The following is a 19,740-nucleotide window of genomic DNA, read 5'->3' as shown; positions in this document are numbered from 1 at the left end:
CCCACATGACCGACCGGCCACAGACCCCGCTCCTTGATCAGATCGCATCGCCTGCGGATCTGAAACGTCTCTCTGACGCGCAGTTGGAGCAAGTCGCGCATGAGTTGCGGCAAGAGACTATCTCTGCCGTCTCCGTCACCGGTGGACATCTGGGGGCTGGCCTTGGCGTTGTGGAACTGACAGTGGCGCTTCATGCGGTGTTTGATACGCCCAAAGACAAGGTGATCTGGGACGTCTCGCATCAGTGCTATCCGCACAAGATCCTGACCGGGCGTCGTGACCGTATCCGCACCCTGCGGATGAAGGACGGTCTTTCGGGCTTTACCAAACGCTCCGAGAGTGCCTTTGATCCCTTTGGTGCGGCGCATAGTTCCACGTCCATCTCTGCCGCGCTCGGGTTTTCCGTCGCCCGTGATCTGGGTGGCGTCACCGAAGAGGGACTTGGCGACGCGATTGCGGTGATCGGCGATGGCGCCATGAGCGCGGGGATGGCGTTTGAGGCGATGAATAACGCGGGCCACCTTGGCAAGCGGCTAATCGTAATCCTCAACGACAACGAGATGTCGATTGCGCCACCGGTTGGTGCGCTCTCTTCATATCTCAGCCGCCTTTATACCGAGGCACCGTTTCACGACCTTAAAGCTGCAGCCAAGGGCGCGGTGTCTTTGTTGCCGGAACCTTTCCGCGAGGGTGCCAAACGCGCCAAGGACATGCTGAAGGGCATGGCCATGGGCGGTACTTTGTTCGAATCGCTGGGATTTTCCTATATTGGTCCCATTGATGGTCACGATATGGACCAGCTTCTGCCGGTTCTGCGCACCGTCAAAGCGCGCGCAAACGGGCCGATCCTGATTCACGCGGTTACCAAAAAGGGCAAAGGCTACCGCCCGGCGGAAGTGGCGCGCGACAAAGGCCATGCGACGGCAAAGTTCGACATGGTGACAGGGGAGCAGAAAAAAGCGCCCTCCAACGCACCTTCCTACACGTCGATCTTTGGCAAAACACTGGCGGAACTGGCCGCACAGGACTCCAAAATCTGCGCCGTTACCGCTGCGATGCCCGATGGCACCGGCCTCAACTTGATGGCGGAGCGCTATCCCTCACGCACCTTTGACGTGGGCATTGCAGAACAGCACGGCGTGACCTTTGCCGCCGCGCTGGCGGCGGGCGGGATGAAGCCGTTCTGTGCGATGTATTCGACCTTCCTGCAGCGCGGCTACGATCAGGTCGTGCATGACGTTGCGATCCAGCGTCTGCCTGTGCGTTTTGCGATCGACCGTGCAGGTTTGGTCGGGGCCGATGGGGCCACCCATGCAGGGGCGTTTGACATTGGGTTTATGGCGAACCTGCCCGGCATGGTGGTTATGGCCGCGGCAGACGAAGCCGAGCTAAAGCACATGGTTGCAACCGCCGCCGCCTATGACGACGGCCCCATCGCATTCCGCTACCCCCGTGGCGAAGGCGAAGGCGTAGAGATGCCAGACCAGCCTGAGATATTGGAAATCGGCAAGGGTCGGATGATTCAGAACGGTAAACGCGTTGCGCTCTTGTCCTTTGGCACCCGCCTTGGCGAAGTGCGCAAAGCCGCCGAGGCACTCGCGGCCCGTGGCATCACGCCGACCATTGCCGACGCGCGCTTTGCCAAACCGCTAGACCGCGACATGATTTTGAACCTAGCAGCCGAGCACGAGGCTCTCATCACGGTCGAAGAAGGCGCGGTCGGTGGTTTTGGTTCTCATGTGGCACAGTTGCTTTCTGATGAAGGCGTGTTTGACGAGGGCCTGAAGTTCCGCTCCATGGTGCTGCCCGATACCTTTATCGATCAGGCAAGCCCCAAAGATATGTACGACAATGCCGCGATGAACGCGGAACATATCGAAGCCAAAGTGTTGGATGTTCTGGGCGTTGCGCGCCTCGATGAACGACGCGCCTAACTGCGTGTGCCCTGTACCTAATACACAGGCTTTGTCAGCATCAGCCAGACAATGGCGAGCACCGCAGCAAATGCCGGAAATCCAAAGGCAAACCACCAGCGATAGAGCCTGAAATAGGCTGCCGGAAGTGGTTCTGAATTGTCACGCGCCGCGCGTGCAAGATTGCGCATGCGCAGTTGCATCCAGACCACCGGCAGCCAGAAGCATCCGACAAAAACATACAGACCAAGCGAGGCTGCGACCCAGCCCTCTGTCAGGGGCCAGCCAACCTCTCGTACCAGCAGATAGCCGGTAACAGGTTGTGCAATCGCCGCCGTTGCTGTGAACACCGTATCTGCAATGACCACGATACCGGAGACATGCGCGATCAGCCGTGCATCCTTGCTTTGATGTGACATCACCATAAAAAAGGCGATACCTGCTCCGGTGCCCAACAGAACTGTGGCGCCAAGCACGTGCAGGAACAGCAGCAACTCGTAGATCATCTGTCCTCCAAAACCAGCGCAACAAAGCCTGCAAGCATCATGCCAGGCAGGACTTTGACCATCGGACCAAGCGGGTCGAGCCAAAGGTCTGGTGCTGTAATGAGGCTCCCCAAGACATAGGCAGCTGACAGGGCGATCATGCCCATGGCAGCACGCGCCGCCCATCGCCGCCAAAGGATTGCCATACCCAATGCCACGTCGAGTACCGCCCCACCAATCACCGCGAGGGCGCTTAGCCAGGAAGGAGCACTGCGGTCAGTAAGGATGGAAATCGTTCCGGGGAGATCGAAAAAGGGGATCAGCCCAGATATAACCCAAAAGAAAGAGAGCGTCGCAATCGCGAGGGGTAACGCCAGATATACCCGCGCGAACACGTGATCCTGACGGGTTGCGGGCATGCGCGACAGGGTTTCGTGCAGCGACATGCAAGGGGAACCGCCAGTGGCCACCCAGTTCGAGGGATCGCCGCGAACCCCATCGCGCAACACCTGAACGGCAGAGCGACGCAGTGGCGATCGCCACCCCAACTGCCCAAGCAAATCCGCTAAGGATGACATGGCCCGCAGCGCCCAGTCCGGTAGGGTCGGACTGAAGATCGGGGGCGATACCCCGAGCCAGTCCCGCATGGTCTCGGTTAGCGTTGCAAGGCTCTGTGTGCCCTCCTCCGTCAAATCCAAAATGGTTGCGGCTGCGATCTCTTTCCGGGCGGCTCTCACCACCGCCGAGGCCACATCCTCGATCGAGACCGTCTGGATCATCGCATCCGGCAGCACCTTGGGCTGTACCAAAGGTATGGCCGCCGCCGCGCGCAACAACGCCGTGCCACCATAGGCCTCGGGCGCCAATACCAATGTCGGGCGCAGAATGACCCAATCGGAGAGGCCGCGTTTGATCACTGCGTCGCCACGTGCCTTACTTCGGAAAAACTCTGTCGAGGCATCCTCCGCCACGCCAGCGGCTGAGATTTGCACCACTCGCAGAGGCATCGTCTCGGCCGCTCGGGTCAGCGCCTTCAACGCTGTGACATGAATGGCTTCTAGGCGATCCCGCGCACCATCCTGCAATGCCCCAGCTGCGTTCACTACGACATCGCATCCCTCCAAAAGGTCCTGCCATTCGACAATCGTTAGCTGCGCAATATCGCGGATAACCCAATCCACAGGCAAGCTGGACCGCTGTGCTGCCTGGCTTGAACGCCCCAAGCCAGTGACATCAAACCCCGCATCCACAAGTGCACGTGCGCAAGCCGACCCAATCAGCCCATAGGCCCCAAGAACGAGGGCGCGCGCCACCTCTACCTGACCCAGACTTCGACGCGACGGTTGGCCTGACGGCCCCAAGCGCTGTCATCGCACGCGATGGGCAACGCTTCGCCATAAGCCGCCGTTTCTATCGTTATGCGATCAAGGTTTGCAGTTTCGGCCGCGCGCTCCACCGCACGACGCACAGACTCGGCCCGTTTCAATGCAATCGCACGGTTGCCTTCTGCTGGGCCTTCCCCGTCAGAGAACCCCACAAACACCATGCGCTTGCCGTCATACACTCCGGCCTCCAATTCACGCGCGATCAGATCGATGTTGTTTCGAGATTGCGCATCAGGGCGGGACGAGCCGGCCTCAAACCGAAACGACGTCGTCAATCGCTGCAAACCATCAAGCCCTGAGATCATTCGCTTCAACTCCCCCAAGGGGATGTCGTCACCCGCGGATTTAATCGCATTGCTGAGGCGCTCTCCCTGCATGCGCATGGGAATATACTCCGGTGCCTGATCCACGAACCCGGCTCTGCGAATGACAATTTGCGCGGCAGGACCCCGCACATAGGTTAGAAAATCCCGTGCAATACGCGGCAGACGATGTGCAGGCAGATAGAGAAACATTGGCGCGGTCAAAGGATAGTCTTCGGTTTTAATGCTGCGGCGGGCCGCCGAAAGTGAGAACCCACAGGTCCCTGTAAGAGTCAGCATCCGCGTCTGGCCCGTTTCCGCAAAACTCGCAATGCCAATAGCAAAAGGATCAGTGGCGACGGTGCGCACCAATGTACTGCCACGATCATGACGCCGGATAGTATTGGCAAGCGTCAGCCCGGCAGGCGACAACAGCTTATCCTCAACCGCTTGCGCAAGTCCTGCCCCGGCGACGGGCAAATGTGTGGAAATGGGTGCATCCGCGCCACCCAGTTCTTGCCAGTTGGTGATCTTGCCCGCGTAGATATCCGCAAGCTGCGGCAAGGAAATACGCCGCACCGGATTGGAAGGCGCCACAACCGGAACCATCGCGTCCAGCGCAAGTACCCGTCCCCGATTAGAGAGCGACATATCGCCAAGGCCTGCCTCGGATGCGAGCAGATGCTCCGCCTCGCGAATTTCGCGCAAGGCCATCACGATATCGGCTTGGTTGGCCAAAACGTCGGCAAACCCTTCGTCCGTATTGCTGACGTGAAAGGCAAACCGCCCTGCCACATGGCCCTCGCGCGACAGGGTATATTCGAACTGGCGCGGGTCAAGTTGCTCTCTGGCGGTCTGGAACCCGTTGCGCAGCGCAAAACCTTCGATAAGCGCAGGCAGCAAAACCTCTGCCATGGTAGAAGAGCCAGACAGGGTAATCTCGGCGACGAAATCCGAGAGGCTGGGGCAACCGGGCCCGTCGCAGCGCACCCCGGAGCCATCCACGGTCAACTCGCCAAATTGCGTTTCGACACGGTAAAATTCACCATCAAATCCCAATAAATCTCCGCTCACCTCGATGGCACCATCGGGCGATGACAGCGTTACATCCTGTCCGAAAGCCGGAACGCTTGCGCTGAAAAAGCAGAGTGCGGCGCAAACCGCCGCACGATAATAGCTCATGAGAAATCCCGGTGTCGCCCCAGTTAGTTGGAGGCGATTTTCAGGCTTTCTACCAGATTATTCAACACCAGAAAGTCACCTGTTGCAGAACATTCCGGGATGTTCAGCACAAGATCGCGTGTCCGCAACCTGTCATCACGGCGTTCAACCAATTGCGCGGCGACGACCTGATCACAATTGTCGCTTGTGATCTCTGCCTCGACAGAAATGTTGACCACGCCATAACCGCTGTTCTTAGGGAGCGTGTAGACTTGCAGCAGTCGTGCGGCGACCTGCGCTGGATCGCCTAGAAACAGAACCTGCCCTGCACCTTGCCCCGGTTCAGAACCTTTCCACACATGTCCAGCGCTCCCATAGGTTGCGCCAAACTCCAGCGCATGCAGTTCAAGCCCGCTGTCGCCTTGCCATTGCATGACGACACGCTCGACACTGTCGAGATCGCTCACCTTTGCAACGGCCTCCAAATCTTGACCCGACGCAAAATCTGCAATGACGACAGCGCGCGCTGCCAGCGCAGGCAACACACCGCTGAATTCACCCGCAGCATCCAGAGATTGGGTCACCATCACGCCGCTATGATGAAGTGTAAATCGCTCGCCACCCCGGCAGGGGGCGGAGATTTCGATGCGCAACAACGCATTGGGCATTGGCGTGAGTTTTAGGTCACTTGCACATTGCAGCAGTGATGTGTCGACATCGCGCAACGGCTGTCGTGGCGTGCGTGTGTCTGTGCGTGCGGACGTATAGGCCACATCCTGAAACACAAGTTTTCCGGTTTCAGGCTCTGTTGGCAGAGGTGCGGGCTGATCGAGCGCCGCACTGGACGCCGGCGATCGCTGCATGTCGGCCGTACGCTGCATATACACGCCTGTGCCCAAGGCACAGACGACAGTGGCCGCAGCAATAAGACCTGTAACTCGGATACCCATTACACCCTCCTTACCCCAAAAGGTTAAGGATTCGTATCTCGGGAAGGGGGCCAGACTGTGGCAAAGGCCGGGAGGAAACACGACCTTTGCCACAGTCTTTAATAGTTTTGGGCAGTTAGACCGCCCGATTGCGCATCAACCCAGCCGACCGTGGCAATGTTTAAACTTTTTCCCAGATCCGCAGGGGCATTTGTCATTGCGCGAGGGGTTACCCCAAGTTGAGGGGTCGTCTTCGACAAAACCCGCAAGCGGTTCTTCTGCGGCGTCTGCAGTGGCGGGCGCTGCGGCTTGTTGCATCCCAGCCTGACGGGCGGCCATTTGCATCATCATCTCGCGCTGCTCTTCTTCGCTGAGCGGGCGCACACGGGACAACTGCTGCGTCACCGTTTCGCGCAGTGAATCGAGCATGGATTCAAACAGCTGGAAGCTCTCGTTCTTATACTCGTTGAGCGGGTCACGTTGCGCATATCCACGGAACCCCACAACAGAACGCAGGTGCTCCAGCGTCAGAAGGTGTTCGCGCCATTTGGCATCAATGGATTGCAACAACACCTGCTTTTCGATGTTGCTCATACCTTCCTGACCAAACGCTTCCACCTTTTCGGCCATAAGCTTGTCAGAAGCCTCGATGAGACGCTCGCGGATTTGCTCGTCATCGACCCCTTCCTCTGCGGCCCACTCGACCACAGGAACGTCGATGCTGAGCTTATCGCGCACATCCTCTTGCAGGCCTTTGGTATCCCACTGGTCGGCGTAGGTCTTGGGCGGCATGTAGAGGTCGATCAGATCGTCGATCACCTCATGGCGCATGTCCGTGACAATCTCATGCGTGTCATCAGACGCCATGATTTCACGGCGCTGTGCAAAAACCACCTTCCGCTGGTCATTCATCACATCGTCGAACTTCAGCACGTTCTTGCGCATGTCAAAGTTGCGGCCTTCTACCTTGGCCTGTGCGCGTTCCAGCGATTTGTTCACCCACGGGTGGATAATCGCCTCGCCTTCTTTCATACCAAGCCCCGAGAGCAGCTTGTCCAGACGCTCAGACCCAAAGATACGCATCAGGTCATCTTCGAGGCTGAGGTAGAAGCTGGTGCGGCCCGGATCACCCTGACGACCGGAGCGGCCCCGCAGCTGGTTGTCGATACGGCGGCTTTCATGGCGCTCAGAGGCCATCACATACAAGCCACCAGCATCAAGCACCTTTTGTTTTTCCTCGGCGTGCTTGGCTTCTTCTTCTGCGCGCAACGCAGCGGGATCAGCGTCCGGGTTGGCCTCAAGCGCTTCCATCACCTTCAGGTCGATGTTGCCACCGAGCTGAATATCCGTGCCTCGACCGGCCATATTGGTGGCGATGGTCACGGCGCCCAAGCGGCCTGCGTCGGCAACGATCTTGGCTTCTTGCTCGTGGTGGCGCGCGTTGAGGACGTTGTGTTCGATCCCCTCCTGCTGCAGCAAATGGCTCAGCAGCTCGGATTTCTCAATTGAGGTTGTCCCGAGCAGAACCGGCTGACCCTTTTCATGTGCAACCTTGGTTTCTGCAATCATTGCCGCATATTTTTCGTTGGCCGTGCGGTAGACCTGATCGTCCTCGTCCACGCGGGCAATTGGCCGATTGGTCGGAACTTCAACCACGCCAAGGCCATAAATCTCGGCAAATTCTTCAGCTTCGGTCATGGCCGTACCGGTCATGCCCGAGAGTTTGTTATAAAGACGGAAGTAGTTCTGGAACGTGACCGAGGCCAGTGTGGTGTTTTCAGGCTGGATCGTTGTGCCTTCTTTGGCTTCGATCGCCTGATGCAGGCCTTCCGACAGGCGGCGCCCCGGCATCATTCGGCCCGTAAACTCGTCAATCAGCACCACATTGCCGTCGCGCACGATATAGTCCTTATCGCGCTGGAACAGCTTGTGCGCACGCAGTGCTTGGTTGACGTGGTGCACCACGGTGGTGCTTTCCGGGTCATAAAGACTCGCACCTTCCTCAAGCAAACCGGCCTTAAGAAGCGAGTCCTCAAGGAACTCATTGCCTTCTTCGGTAAAGGTCACACCACGGGTTTTCTCGTCGATCTCATAATGCTCTTCGTCAAGCGTCGGAATCAGCTTGTCGATGGTGTCATAGAGTTCGGACCGATCTTCGGCGGGACCAGAGATGATCAAAGGGGTGCGTGCTTCGTCGATCAGGATCGAGTCGACCTCATCCACGATGGCAAAGTTGTGCTGCTTTTGGAAAACCTGATCCAGCGAAGGCTTCATGTTATCGCGCAGATAGTCAAAGCCCAGCTCGTTGTTGGTGGCGTAAGTGACGTCACACTCATAGGCGGCCATCTTTTCCGCCTCGGGCTGATTGGAATAGATCACGCCAGTGGTCATCCCCAGCGCCTCAAACACCTTGCTCATCCACTCGCTGTCACGCTTGGCGAGATATTCGTTCACCGTAACAACATGCACACCCTTACCCGTGAGTGCGTTCAGATACGCAGGGAAGGTCGCCACAAGGGTTTTACCTTCACCGGTCTTCATCTCGGAAATGTTACCTTGATGAAGGAACGTTCCGCCCATCAACTGGGTGTCAAACGCGCGAAGACCCAAAGCACGACGCGCGGCTTCGCGAACATTGGCGAATGCTTCGGGCAGAAGATCATCAAGGCTTTCACCAGCAAGAGCCCGCTTGCGCAGGTCTTCGGTCTTGTCCTTTATCCCCTGGTCGCTCAGCGCCTCGAACTCAGGCTCCAGCGCGTTGATTTTTGCAATCAGCGGCCGTGTCGCCTTGATTTTGCGGTCGTTCGGCGTGCCGAAGACCTTTTTGGCGAGAGTTCCGATACCCAGCATGTGCGCTCCAAAAGTCCTGTTCACGGCCTTGTTTAGCGGCAGGCTTGCCCGCCGTGTTCGCAACCCATAAACAAAGGTGGAAAGACGGTCCTGCCGCAGGCCCTATGGCGATGTAAGGGGCAGGAAAATAAGTGTCAACGCCACGACCCGCCGTGGCAGGAATATAGGAAGGTTTCCATGCGCAAAGGTCTCACTTTTTTGCGGAGCGTCGCATTTGCGGCTGCTTTCGGCCTCGCGGCACCTGCATATGCCGAACTGAATGCCAATACGGTGGTCGCAAAGATCAACGGTGAAGAGATCACTGTTGGAAATATGATCGTCGCACGCGCCAAACTGCCCGCCCAGTACCAAAGCCTGCCGGATGATCTGTTGTTCAAGGCGCTGCTGGACCAGCTGATTCAACAAACCGTGCTCAAGCAGCAGCTGCATGGCGACACCCCAGAGTACGTGCGCCTGTCGGTCGAACACGAGGAGCGGTCTCTGCTGGCGTCCGATGTCATCGAATCCGTGATGGAGGATGCTCAGACCGAAGACGCGATCCGCGATGCCTATGATGCGCGCTACAGCAGCGATGATGGCGGCGACGAGTTCAACGCCTCTCATATCTTGCTGGAAAGCGAAGAAGATGCCGTCAACATCAAAGAGCAACTTGATGCAGGTGCGGATTTTGCGGCATTGGCCAAAGAATCCTCCACCGGACCAAGTGGCCCCAACGGCGGTGAGCTTGGTTGGTTTGAAAATGGTCGCATGGTGCCGGAGTTTGAAGCCGCTGTCGCCGAGATGCGTCCGGGTGAGGTCTCCGAGCCCGTGCAGACCCAATTCGGCTGGCACATCATCAAGCTGAATGACCGCCGCAAACTGGAAGCCCCGGATTATGAAGACGTCCGCGAAGAGATCGGCCTTGAACTGGCACAGCAAGCAGTCGAGGATCGAATCAATCAGCTGACCGCCAGCGCGACGATTGACCGGCCTGAAATCGAAAATCTCGAGCCTTCGGTTCTGCGCGACATGAGCCTGATCGAGAACTGATCTCACATCATTTTCAAACTGGAAGACCAAAATGGCAAAAACCCTGCCCCGCTCTCCGCTTGCCCCCGCCACTTTTCCCGCTCTGCCGGAAATCGGTGGTCTGCGTTTCGCCTCCACCGCAGCCGGGGTGCGTTATCAGGGCCGAACGGATGTCATGTTGGCGGTGATGGACCCCGGTACTTCGGTCGCCGGTGTCTTCACCCGCTCCGCAACGCGCTCGGCTCCAGTTCTGGACTGTCAGGCCAAGCTTGGCAGCAACACCGAGCAAGGTGCTGCCATTTTGGTCAACTCCGGCAACTCCAACGCCTTCACCGGCCACTACGGTCAGACCTCGGTTGCGGAGATCACTGCCGCTGTTGCCGATAAAACCGGATTGCCGCAGAATCGCGTGTTTACCGCCTCAACCGGTGTGATCGGTGAACCCCTGCCCCATGACCGTATCCTGTCCAAACTGGACGAGTTGAATGGTGCTCTGTCTGCCTCGGCAATGAAAGACGCCGCCGAGGCAATCATGACCACGGACACCTTCCCCAAAGGGTCTGCTGCGACTGTCGATATCGACGGCACGCCCGTTCAAATCGCAGGGATCGCCAAAGGATCGGGCATGATCGCTCCGGATATGGCCACGATGCTGGTCTATATCTTCACCGATGCAGCCTATGATCAGGGCAGGCTTCAGGCCCTGCTGTCCGCAGAGAACGATACCTCCTTCAACTGCATCACCGTCGACAGCGATACCTCAACATCCGATAGCCTGATGCTCTGCGCAACAGGAGCTTCGGGCGTGGATGCCACCGATCACCCTGCCTTTGCTGAGGCCTTGCGAGGCGTCATGCTGGATCTGGCCCATCAGGTGGTGCGCGACGGCGAGGGTGCGACCAAATTCGTTGAAATCCAGATCACAGGTGCCGCAAGCGATGCCGACGCCAAGATCCACGGTCTGGCTATCGCAAACTCTCCGCTGGTGAAAACCGCGATCGCGGGCGAAGACCCCAACTGGGGCCGCGTCGTCATGGCGATTGGGAAATCCGGCGCCAAGGCAGACCGCGATCTGCTATCGATCTCTTTTGGTGATGTTCTCGTGGCTGAAAAAGGTTGGGTCGCCCCTTCTTACAAAGAAGAACTGGGCGCGGCAGAAATGAAGAAAGAAGAGATAACGCTGAAAGTAGATCTTGGGCTAGGTGACGGAAGTGCAACCATCTGGACCTGCGATCTAACCCATCAGTACATCACCATCAATGCGGACTATCGGTCATGAGCGAACAGAAAAAGGTCGTTCTGGTCTCTGCGGTGGCGCTCATTGATATTGAGGGCCGTATCCTTCTCGCACAGCGCCCAGAAGGCAAATCCATGGCGGGGCTGTGGGAGTTTCCCGGTGGCAAAGTCGAGGAAGGAGAGACCCCTGAAGTCGCCTTGATTCGCGAGCTACAGGAAGAGCTTGGTATCAACACCTGGTCCAGCTGCCTTGCCCCACTAACCTTTGCGAGCCACTCTTATGAGAAGTTCCACTTGTTGATGCCACTCTTCGCATGCCGAAAATGGGAAGGCATTCCGCAGGCACGCGAAGGTCAGGTGCTGAAATGGGCCCGTCCGCAAGAGTTGCGGGACTATCCGATGCCCCCCGCGGACATTCCACTGATCCCAATTCTACGAGACTGGCTCTAAAGCCGCTGAGATCGTTAATTCATCAATACGACCCCAGATCTATTAGGTTAGGTCTGGGGTTTTCTATATGTAGATGCGCCCAGTGCCTATCGAAACCTTTTGTTAACCATTTTCCGGCAACCTGAACGTGTTTTCATCGGGATGGCAGGATCACTCAGAACAGAACAACCTCAAAGGTTTAGATATCCGAACTCATGTGGCAGCACCTTATGGTTTGACATCGGATACGTGTCAGAACACCTCGTTCACCGCTACTCGCGGGACAATCTATCAGCAGATGTGTTGTCAGGGCAGACAATACAGACGTTCCCGGCGCAAAGGCTACGGCAGCTCCAATACCGGGAATGTAAACTCACAACCGAAGGCGAGGCTGGCAGCATCGTCTTCGGTTTTTTTATTGTACCGCCTTAGAATCAAGACATCACCTCAGAGGCAGCGATCTGATTAAGAGTAGGTTTTGCAACGAAAAAGCCCCGGCCATTTCGGACCGGGGCTTTGATATTTGATCTGATATCACGATCAGTCGAGGGTGCGGGTAACTTCCTCGCGCTCGAAGATCTCGATGACATCTTTCGGACGGATATCATCGTAGTTCTCGAATGCCATACCGCATTCCTGACCCGACTGAACCTCGGATACTTCGTCTTTGAAGCGCTTCAGGGTTTTCAGCGTGCCTTCGTGGATCACCACGTTGTCGCGCAGCAAACGGACACCGGCGGAGCGGCGTGCCACACCTTCGGTGACCAGACAGCCAGCAACTTTGCCGACGTTGGACACTTTGAAGACGTCCTTGATCTCGGCATACCCGATGAAGTTCTCTTTGATCTCTGCCGAGAGCAGACCGGAAGCAGCCGCTTTGACGTCATCCACAAGATCATAGATCACCGAGTAATACCGGATCTCCACGCCTTTTTGGTTGGCGGTGTTGCGCGCGGACGCATTGGCACGGACGTTAAAGCCCATGACCGGCGCGCCAGACGCTTCGGCGAGGCCGATGTCGGTCTCGGTGATGGCGCCCACACCGGAGTGCAGAACGCGCACGCGAACCTCGTCGTTGCCGATTTTTTCCATCGCCTGGACGATGGCCTCGGCGGAGCCCTGCACGTCAGCTTTCACAAGGATCGGCAACTCGGAGACGCTTTCGTCATCCTTGGCCTTCTGCATCAGCTGTTCGAGCGTGGTCGCCGCACCAGCAGCAGCGCGTTTTTCCTTGGCCGCATGTTCACGGTACTCGGCAATCTCGCGCGCCTGAGCTTCGGTCTCGGTCACGTTCAGAACGTCACCCGCCTCCGGCGTACCATTGAGACCCAGAACCTCGACCGGAACCGAAGGTCCTGCTTCCTGAACGCGCTCGCCCTTGTCGTTGATCAGCGCACGGACCTTACCGTACTGCTCACCCACAACGAAGATGTCGCCCTGACGAAGTGTACCGGTCTGAACCAAAACGGTTGCAACCGGACCACGGCCCACGTCGAGCTGTGCTTCGATCACTGCACCCTGTGCCGCACGGTTCGGGTTAGCTTTCAGTTCGAGAATTTCTGCCTGCAGCGCAATCGCTTCGAGCAACTCATCCAAGCCTTGGCCAGTGTGGGCAGAGACTTCTACGTCCTGAACCTCACCGGACATCGCCTCAACGATAACCTCGTGCTGCAGCAGCTCTGCGCGCACCTTGTTCGGGTCCGCAGCAGGTTTGTCGACTTTGTTGATCGCGACGATCATCGGAACACCAGCAGCCTTGGCGTGGTTAATCGCCTCGACGGTTTGCGGCATGACCGAATCATCGGCAGCGACCACAAGAACCACGATATCCGTCACCTGCGCACCACGGGAGCGCATGGAGGTGAAGGCCGCGTGGCCAGGTGTATCAAGGAACGACAGAACCGCGCCACTTTCGGTTTTGACCTGATAGGCCCCGATGTGCTGCGTGATGCCGCCTGCTTCGCCTGCAACAACCTTTGCGTCACGAATTGCATCGAGAAGCGAGGTCTTACCATGGTCAACGTGACCCATGATGGTGATGACCGGAGGACGCGATTGCAGATCTTCTTCTTTGTCTTCGACGACTTTAATAACGTCCTCGACGTCAGCATCGGAAACGCGAACGACCTTGTGGCCAAACTCTTCGATGATCAACTCAGCGGTGTCAGCATCGATGGTTTGGTTCTGCGTAACCATCATGCCCATGTTCATGAGCGACTTCACCACGTCAGCCACACGCTCTGCCATGCGGTTTGCCAATTCGGAGACCACAATGGCTTCGGGCAGTTGCACGTCGCGAATGATCTTTTCGCGCTCAACCTGACCCATGGCTTTCTGACGGGCGCGCTCTTGCTTGCGCTTCATGGATGCAACGGAGCGCTGGCGTCCACCTTCCCCACCAGTTGCTTGGCTGAGGGTCAGTTTACCAGAACGGCGTCCACCGTCGTTACGGCCTTTGGCACCACGACCACGCTCTTCGCGCTCGCGCTCTGCCTTGCGAGAGCCTACCGCAGGTTTCGGTGCACCGCCACCGGGTGCAGGGCGCGCAGCAGGCGCGGCGCCTGCGTCCGCTTTGGGCGCAGCAGCGGCAGCTTTGTCGGCAGCAGCGCGCTTTTTGGCGGCTTCTGCTTCTTCCTGACGTTTGCGCTCTTCTTCCTCGGCCTTTTGGCGTGCCTTTTCTTCGGCCTCGCGCTGTTCGCGCTCTTTGGCCTCTTGTTCGGCACGGCGGCGCTCACGCTCTTCGGCGCGGGCCTTCTCTTCGGCCTCACGCTGTGCGGCCTCGTCGGCCTCGCGCGCCTTCGCTGCCTGAAGTGCCTTCAGGCGGCGGTCCATTTCCGCATCAGAAATACCAGCAGGGCGCCGCGAAGCATCGCCGGCAGCAACGCCACCGGCGCCGCCTTTGCCTGCGCCCGGCTTGGGGACAACCACGCGCTTACGCTTGGTTTCCACCACAACATTCTTGGTCCGACCGTGGCTAAAGCTCTGTTTCACATTGCCGGGTCGAGACCCGCTACCACGAAGACCCAATGTCTTTTTGCCGTCACTATCGCTCATAAAGCTCTTTATCCTTCCGTGCGGCCGATGCCGCCCTTTTCGCGCAAACCCTGCAATCGCTGGGCTTCCTCTACAACACGTTGGCTGAGTCCACCAGAGGCGAGCGCGGCATGTATGACAGTTTCACGCCCAAAAGCCATCCCAAGCTCGTCTGCCGTCATGCATCCGATGTATTTGCCGCGGTGCGGCGTGCTCAGTTTTGACTTCCCTCGCCCGGACCCGTCTGAGGCTTGGATCAGAACCCGGGCCTCTTCTTTGTCCAACCAATCCTTGACCTTCTCGTAACCACCCACGGCATCTCCCGACTTGCGGGCAAGGCTGATCAGGTCAACCAACCGGCGCAGCACTAGCCGCTCCACTTCGTCGACCAGACCATCCTGAACCGTCACCTGCGACTTGAACCCGCGTGCAAAGATTTTCTTCTTTACCGCTTGTTCCAGCGCCGCCTTGGTGGCGGAGACATAGACTCCACGCCCCGGCAGCTTTCCCATTACATCGGGATAGACCTGATTATCAGGCCCCAGCACAAAACGGATCAGCCCGGCCTTGGGCTGTGTCTCGCCGGTAGCGAGACATTTCCGTTCTGGCCCGTCAGCACGGGATTTTTCTGCACCACCACGGGTCATTCACATCTCCTCAGAGCAGGGAAGCCGGTCAGGCTTCCGCTTCTCCTTCGGCTTCTTCCTCGAGATCTTCGGCATCGGATTCAAGTTCTGCCGGGTCCACCCAGCCGAGCATGATGCGTGCCGTCATCACTAGATTTTGCGCCTCTTCAAGGCTCATATCGAAGGGTTCGAGAATACCTTCGTCCTTCACACGCTCGCCATTGACAGTGGTCCAGCCCCCCGCCAGTTCCCAGTCGGCGCAAGTTGCGAAGTCCTCAAGCGATTTCACATCGTCCTTCGCGAGTGCTTCCACCATCTGGGGTGTCAGGCCCTCAAAGTCAATAAGGCTGTCCTCGGCGCCCATGCTGCGCGCGTTGTCGAGCGCCGCCTTGGCTTGCGCTTCGAGGTAGTCACGGGCCCGCGCCTGAAGCTCTTCTGCGGTGCCTTCATCGACACCGTCGATGACCAGAAGTTCGTCAAGCTCCACATAGGCAACCTCTTCGAGGTTGGTGAAACCTTCAGAGACCAGAAGTTGGGCGAAGAACTCGTCCAGGTCGAGGGTTTCCATAAACAGCGCGGTGCGCGCCTCGAATTCTTTCTGACGGCGTGCGGATTCTTCCTCTTCCGTCATGATGTCGATATCGAGATTCGTCAGCTGAGACGCCAGACGCACGTTCTGACCGCGGCGGCCAATGGCGAGCGACAGCTGCTCGTCCGGTACCACCACCTCGATTTTGCCCGCTTCTTCGTCCAGAACCACCTTGGACACTTCTGCAGGTTGCAGCGCGTTCACAAGGAAGGTTGGCTGATCTTCGTTCCACGGAATGATGTCGATCTTCTCACCCTGCAGTTCGTTCACAACCGCCTGCACACGAGAGCCGCGCATACCCACACAGGCACCGACCGGGTCAATCGAGTTGTCATAAGACACAACGGCGATTTTTGCGCGCGAACCGGGATCACGGGCCACGGCCTTGATCTCAATGATGCCGTCATAGATTTCCGGCACTTCCATCTTAAATAGCTCGGCCATGAATTCCGGCGCGGTGCGGCTGAGGAAGATCTGCGGGCCGCGCGGTTCGCGACGCACATCCTTGATGAAGCAGCGGATACGGTCGTTGGGGCGATAGCTTTCGCGGCCGATTTTCTCGTTGCGACGCAGGATGCCTTCGCCGGAACCGATATCGACGATGACGTTGCCGTATTCCTCGCGCTTGACGACGCCGTTGATGATGGTGCCGTTGCGGTCCTTGAACTCTTCGTACTGACGATCGCGCTCAGCTTCGCGTACCTTCTGCAGAATAACCTGCTTGGCCGATTGTGCTGCGATCCGGCCCATTTCAACCGGGGGAACCTCATCAACGATGGTATCGCCGACGGAGGGGCTCTCCATATATTGCTTGGCTTGCGCCACGGTCAGTTCGGACTGGTAGTTTTCCAGTTCCTCGTCCTCAACCACGGTACGCACACGGGTGAAGGTCGCCTTGCCGGTTTTGCGGTCGATGGAGACACGAATGTCCATCTCGCTGCCGTAGCGGCTCTTTGCGGCACGGGCGAGGGATTCTTCCATCGCTTCGACCACCAGATTGGGGTCGATCATCTTTTCACGTGCCACGGCCTCGGCGGTTTGCAACAGCTCCAGCTGGTTTGCAGAGGTGATAGCCATTACTTGTTCTCCTCTTCGGACCCTGCGGTCCCTTCTGCGGACCCTTCGGTCTCGATGTCGTCAAAGGCGTCTTCGTTCAGAACACCAGCGGCCTTACGCTGGCGCAGCATTTCCTTGATAAGGTCGTCGGTCAAAACCAGCTTTGCATCACTCAGCCAGTCGAATTTCAAACCGATGGTCACGGTCTCACCGTGTTCCTCGATGTTGATCAGGACCTCGTCGTCCTCAATACCTGCCAGTTCACCCTTAAAGCGACGGCGGCCATCAATCAGATCAGCGGTTTCCAGTTTTGCCTCGTAGCCTTCGAACATGTCGAAGTCCTTGAGACGCGTCAAAGGACGGTCGATTCCAGGACTGGAAACCTCAAGCGTGTAGGCATCAAGGATCGGGTCTTCGACATCGAGCGTCGCGCTCACAGCGTTAGAGATCGCAGCGCAATCATCCACCTCGATCCCGCCATCGGGACGATCCGCCATGATCTGCAGTGTCGTGGCTTTGCCAGACATCAACCGAATACGGACCAGCTCATAGCCCAGATCCTCAATCACCGGAGTGATGATCTCGGCTAGGCGGCGGTCAATCGCGGCTTTGGCTATCAGGTCGTTGGTCATCAGACCTCCAAACACAAAAAAACGGGCCCGCGGCCCGTCGAAATCAATCAAAGGTGCCTCAGGACCAGAGCCCGACGCGCCGCTGTTGAGCGTGGATATACGCGCGTGCGCACCGTTTGGCAAGTGTTTCCTCCTGATGCGCCTTCCCTGCCGAATTGTTCCGGCGGATCACTGCGTTGGGGCGGGGGTCGATTTTACGCCATACACCTGCATCGCCCCATCCACACCAGCCCCGAATCAGGCCAACCACCACCGTTCCGCAATGCGATACTCATCCAGCGGTGCTCGGGCAGAAATGCGCGGCGGCAAACCCACATGTTTCGCCGCAGCCAGGGCCACATCATCATCAGAAGGGTGGAAATGGAACTGTCCCTGCAAACCCTTCGTCACTGGCAGGGCGGCCACATCAACAAACCCGTCGCGCAGCGCTTCTGCCCGAACAGAGGGGTCTGGGATCACGATCAAATCCAGCGCATCTAACCAGCCTGCAATCTCTGATCGGTAATTGTCGTCAGCCCGACGGGCACGAAAATGGCGCTCGTCCTGCGCACGATCCACCCGATAAAGTCCCGTCCCGTTCAAATCTGCGAGAGCAGCACAGATGTCGCCGTCCGGCGCGATCACCAAGCCAGTATCCGCCAATCGATACGGTAGATGCGGACTCCCGTCTGCAAGATCAAACACAACATCGCCCGTTGAAGAAAGATCAAGACTGCGCAGCCCCGCAATTTGCAATTCACCAGTGAGCAGATGCGCCTCGATTGACGCGATAACATCTGCCCCGGTCATCAACCGCCCATCGTGGAATGATACCTCCTGACGCAGACGAAACTCCCAGCGGCGCGCGGTCTCATCGCTGCGCCAACCGGTCGCGAGTTCCCCTCTCAGCACCCCATCCGGAGCCACTTCGGTGAGCTGGTCATAAACGGTAGCGCGCGCAACACGCGCCAGAAACGCACCCTCGCGCGGAACCGCGACACGCAACGTCCCCCCACGACGCGGCGTCTGCTCCATCCCCGCACCCGTTGCTGCCAGCAAGGCAGCAGCCGCACCACTGGCAAAAAGCGCACGACGATCAAGCCGCTTCATACCACCAAATCCTCTGCCAGCTGATCCATGCACCGAACAAGTGCCGCGCTGATCCCCGGCTCGGAGAGCGCATGCCCGGCATTTCGTACCATGATCAGGTCGGAATTCGGCCATTCCTGATGGATGCTGTGTGCCGCTTCCGGAGGGCAAATCATGTCATAGCGCCCCTGAACGATCACACCGGGAATATGGGCAATACGCCCCATATTGGCGAGGATCTGGCCATCCATATGCAAAAAGCCGGCGTTAGAGAAATAATGATTCTCCAATCTTGCGAATGCGCGTGCGTAATCTCCGGGGCTCTCACCCGAAACACCGTTTGAATACACAGACGCCAGCGCATTCTCCCACGCCGACCACGCCCTGCCAAACCGTATCTCTTCGTCGCGATCCCCGGAAAACAGGCGTTTGTGATAGGCTGCAATCAGATCGTGCCGCTCATCCTCTGGTACAAGATCGGTAAATCTTGCCCATGTTTCAGGCCAGAATTTACCCGCGCCACCGCCATAAAACCAATCCAACTCCGCCTGCGTCATAAGGAACACCCCACGCAGGATAAGTTGTGTCGTGCGGTCAGGGTGTGTCTGCGCGTAAATGAGCGCCAGCGTCGCCCCCCAACTGCCGCCAAAGAGCATCCACGAGTCGATATCCAATAGCTCGCGGATCTGCTCCATATCCGCGACCAGATGCCATGTCGTATTATCCTCACAGGACGCATAAGGTCGGGAGCGACCACATCCGCGTTGGTCGAATAGAATAATACGATACACCTTAGGATCAAAATAACGTCGCATTGCCGGGCTGGTACCGCCGCCGGGCCCTCCATGGCAGACAATCACCGGCACCCCATCGGGGTTCCCACATTGCTCCATGTAAATCCGGTGCCCTTGCCCCACGTCCAGCATCCGCTGATCGTAGGGTTCGATCGGCGGATAGAGAAACTGCACTGCGCGCTTTTGATCCGGGTATTTGTCCATTACTGACCTAAATTATCCTCTGAACTCACAAGAAAACACA

General features: G+C 57.9%; 15 protein-coding genes. 4 read left to right on the top strand and 11 right to left on the bottom strand.

The genetic code is table 11. The features are described from left to right. The first annotated feature begins 5 nt into the window (after positions 1-5). Positions 6-1,934, top strand: a complete 1,929-nt coding sequence (gene dxs / locus UB90_RS05695; protein WP_065325551.1) for a 1-deoxy-D-xylulose-5-phosphate synthase — start codon at positions 6-8, stop codon at positions 1,932-1,934. Positions 1,935-1,951: 17 nt separating this feature from the next. Here the strand turns inward: dxs and UB90_RS05690 are convergent, their stop codons facing one another. The 5 genes from UB90_RS05690 to secA form a co-directional block, all read right to left on the bottom strand. Continuing rightward, positions 1,952-2,419 (bottom strand): DUF2269 family protein, encoded by a 468-nt coding sequence (locus UB90_RS05690; RefSeq protein WP_065325552.1) that lies wholly within the window; start codon positions 2,417-2,419, stop codon positions 1,952-1,954. Beyond that, positions 2,416-3,711 carry an SDR family oxidoreductase gene (locus UB90_RS05685; RefSeq protein WP_065325553.1) on the bottom strand — a complete coding sequence of 432 codons (1,296 nt, stop codon included), beginning with the start codon at positions 3,709-3,711 and terminating at the stop codon, positions 2,416-2,418. The genes UB90_RS05690 and UB90_RS05685 overlap by 4 nt, the downstream gene beginning before the upstream one ends. 2 nt (positions 3,712-3,713) lie before the next feature. Next, entirely contained in the window at positions 3,714-5,267 is a 1,554-nt protein-coding gene (locus tag UB90_RS05680; RefSeq protein ID WP_065325554.1) for a phosphate ABC transporter substrate-binding/OmpA family protein, read from the bottom strand. A 23-nt stretch (positions 5,268-5,290) separates the two neighbouring features. Next, positions 5,291-6,196, bottom strand: a complete 906-nt coding sequence (locus tag UB90_RS05675; protein ID WP_065325555.1) for a hypothetical protein — start codon at positions 6,194-6,196, stop codon at positions 5,291-5,293. A 135-nt stretch (positions 6,197-6,331) separates the two neighbouring features. Beyond that, positions 6,332-9,025: a preprotein translocase subunit SecA gene (secA, locus tag UB90_RS05670; protein ID WP_065325556.1), complete on the bottom strand. Its 2,694-nt coding sequence runs from the start codon at positions 9,023-9,025 to the stop codon at positions 6,332-6,334. Between the two features lie 177 nt (positions 9,026-9,202). On the opposite strand from secA, the gene UB90_RS05665 reads away from it, so the two are divergent. From UB90_RS05665 to mutT, 3 genes are read left to right on the top strand one after another with little or no spacing between them, the layout of a single operon-like run. Then, positions 9,203-10,054 (top strand): peptidylprolyl isomerase, encoded by an 852-nt coding sequence (locus UB90_RS05665; RefSeq protein WP_065325557.1) that lies wholly within the window; start codon positions 9,203-9,205, stop codon positions 10,052-10,054. Positions 10,055-10,085: 31 nt separating this feature from the next. Further along, a complete protein-coding gene (argJ, locus tag UB90_RS05660; RefSeq protein WP_065325558.1) occupies positions 10,086-11,312 on the top strand; it encodes a bifunctional glutamate N-acetyltransferase/amino-acid acetyltransferase ArgJ in 1,227 nt (408 codons plus the stop codon). Then, a complete protein-coding gene (gene mutT / locus UB90_RS05655; RefSeq protein ID WP_005607784.1) occupies positions 11,309-11,719 on the top strand; it encodes an 8-oxo-dGTP diphosphatase MutT in 411 nt (136 codons plus the stop codon). The genes argJ and mutT overlap by 4 nt, the downstream gene beginning before the upstream one ends. Positions 11,720-12,238: 519 nt before the next feature. Here the strand turns inward: mutT and infB are convergent. From infB to pip, 6 genes are all read right to left on the bottom strand, one after another. Then, positions 12,239-14,752, bottom strand: coding sequence for a translation initiation factor IF-2 (gene infB, locus UB90_RS05650; protein WP_065325559.1), 2,514 nt, complete (start codon positions 14,750-14,752; stop codon positions 12,239-12,241). An 8-nt stretch (positions 14,753-14,760) separates the two neighbouring features. After that, positions 14,761-15,378, bottom strand: a complete 618-nt coding sequence (locus tag UB90_RS05645) for an RNA-binding protein (protein ID WP_005618812.1) — start codon at positions 15,376-15,378, stop codon at positions 14,761-14,763. Between the two features lie 28 nt (positions 15,379-15,406). Further along, a complete protein-coding gene (gene nusA, locus UB90_RS05640; protein ID WP_005618810.1) occupies positions 15,407-17,023 on the bottom strand; it encodes a transcription termination factor NusA in 1,617 nt (538 codons plus the stop codon). Then, complete coding sequence (gene rimP, locus UB90_RS05635; protein ID WP_039983425.1) at positions 17,023-17,634, bottom strand: ribosome maturation factor RimP; 612 nt, start codon at positions 17,632-17,634, stop codon at positions 17,023-17,025. The genes nusA and rimP overlap by 1 nt, the downstream gene beginning before the upstream one ends. A 237-nt stretch (positions 17,635-17,871) precedes the next feature. Further along, positions 17,872-18,723, bottom strand: coding sequence for an ABC transporter substrate-binding protein (locus tag UB90_RS05630; RefSeq protein ID WP_065325560.1), 852 nt, complete (start codon positions 18,721-18,723; stop codon positions 17,872-17,874). Next, entirely contained in the window at positions 18,720-19,700 is a 981-nt protein-coding gene (gene pip / locus UB90_RS05625; RefSeq protein ID WP_009177743.1) for a prolyl aminopeptidase, read from the bottom strand. The genes UB90_RS05630 and pip overlap by 4 nt, the downstream gene beginning before the upstream one ends. Between the last annotated feature and the right edge of the window lie 40 nt (positions 19,701-19,740).

This window comes from Tritonibacter mobilis (assembly GCF_001681715.1).
Classification (GTDB): Bacteria; Pseudomonadota; Alphaproteobacteria; order Rhodobacterales; family Rhodobacteraceae; genus Epibacterium; species Epibacterium mobile.
This window is presented reverse-complemented; position numbering and strand designations above follow the sequence as displayed.

Bases quoted from the DNA above. Each gene is read 5' to 3' on its own strand.
- dxs (WP_065325551.1), top strand. From the start codon at position 6: ATGACCGACCGGCCACAGACCCCGCTCCTTGATCAGATCGCATCGCCT.
- UB90_RS05690 (WP_065325552.1), bottom strand. From the start codon at position 2,419: ATGATCTACGAGTTGCTGCTGTTCCTGCACGTGCTTGGCGCCACAGTT.
- UB90_RS05680 (WP_065325554.1), bottom strand. From the start codon at position 5,267: ATGAGCTATTATCGTGCGGCGGTTTGCGCCGCACTCTGCTTTTTCAGC.
- UB90_RS05675 (WP_065325555.1), bottom strand. From the start codon at position 6,196: ATGGGTATCCGAGTTACAGGTCTTATTGCTGCGGCCACTGTCGTCTGT.
- secA (WP_065325556.1), bottom strand. From the start codon at position 9,025: ATGCTGGGTATCGGAACTCTCGCCAAAAAGGTCTTCGGCACGCCGAAC.
- UB90_RS05665 (WP_065325557.1), top strand. From the start codon at position 9,203: ATGCGCAAAGGTCTCACTTTTTTGCGGAGCGTCGCATTTGCGGCTGCT.
- argJ (WP_065325558.1), top strand. From the start codon at position 10,086: ATGGCAAAAACCCTGCCCCGCTCTCCGCTTGCCCCCGCCACTTTTCCC.
- mutT (WP_005607784.1), top strand. From the start codon at position 11,309: ATGAGCGAACAGAAAAAGGTCGTTCTGGTCTCTGCGGTGGCGCTCATT.
- infB (WP_065325559.1), bottom strand. From the start codon at position 14,752: ATGAGCGATAGTGACGGCAAAAAGACATTGGGTCTTCGTGGTAGCGGG.
- UB90_RS05645 (WP_005618812.1), bottom strand. From the start codon at position 15,378: ATGACCCGTGGTGGTGCAGAAAAATCCCGTGCTGACGGGCCAGAACGG.
- nusA (WP_005618810.1), bottom strand. From the start codon at position 17,023: ATGGCTATCACCTCTGCAAACCAGCTGGAGCTGTTGCAAACCGCCGAG.
- rimP (WP_039983425.1), bottom strand. From the start codon at position 17,634: ATGACCAACGACCTGATAGCCAAAGCCGCGATTGACCGCCGCCTAGCC.
- UB90_RS05630 (WP_065325560.1), bottom strand. From the start codon at position 18,723: ATGAAGCGGCTTGATCGTCGTGCGCTTTTTGCCAGTGGTGCGGCTGCT.
- pip (WP_009177743.1), bottom strand. From the start codon at position 19,700: ATGGACAAATACCCGGATCAAAAGCGCGCAGTGCAGTTTCTCTATCCG.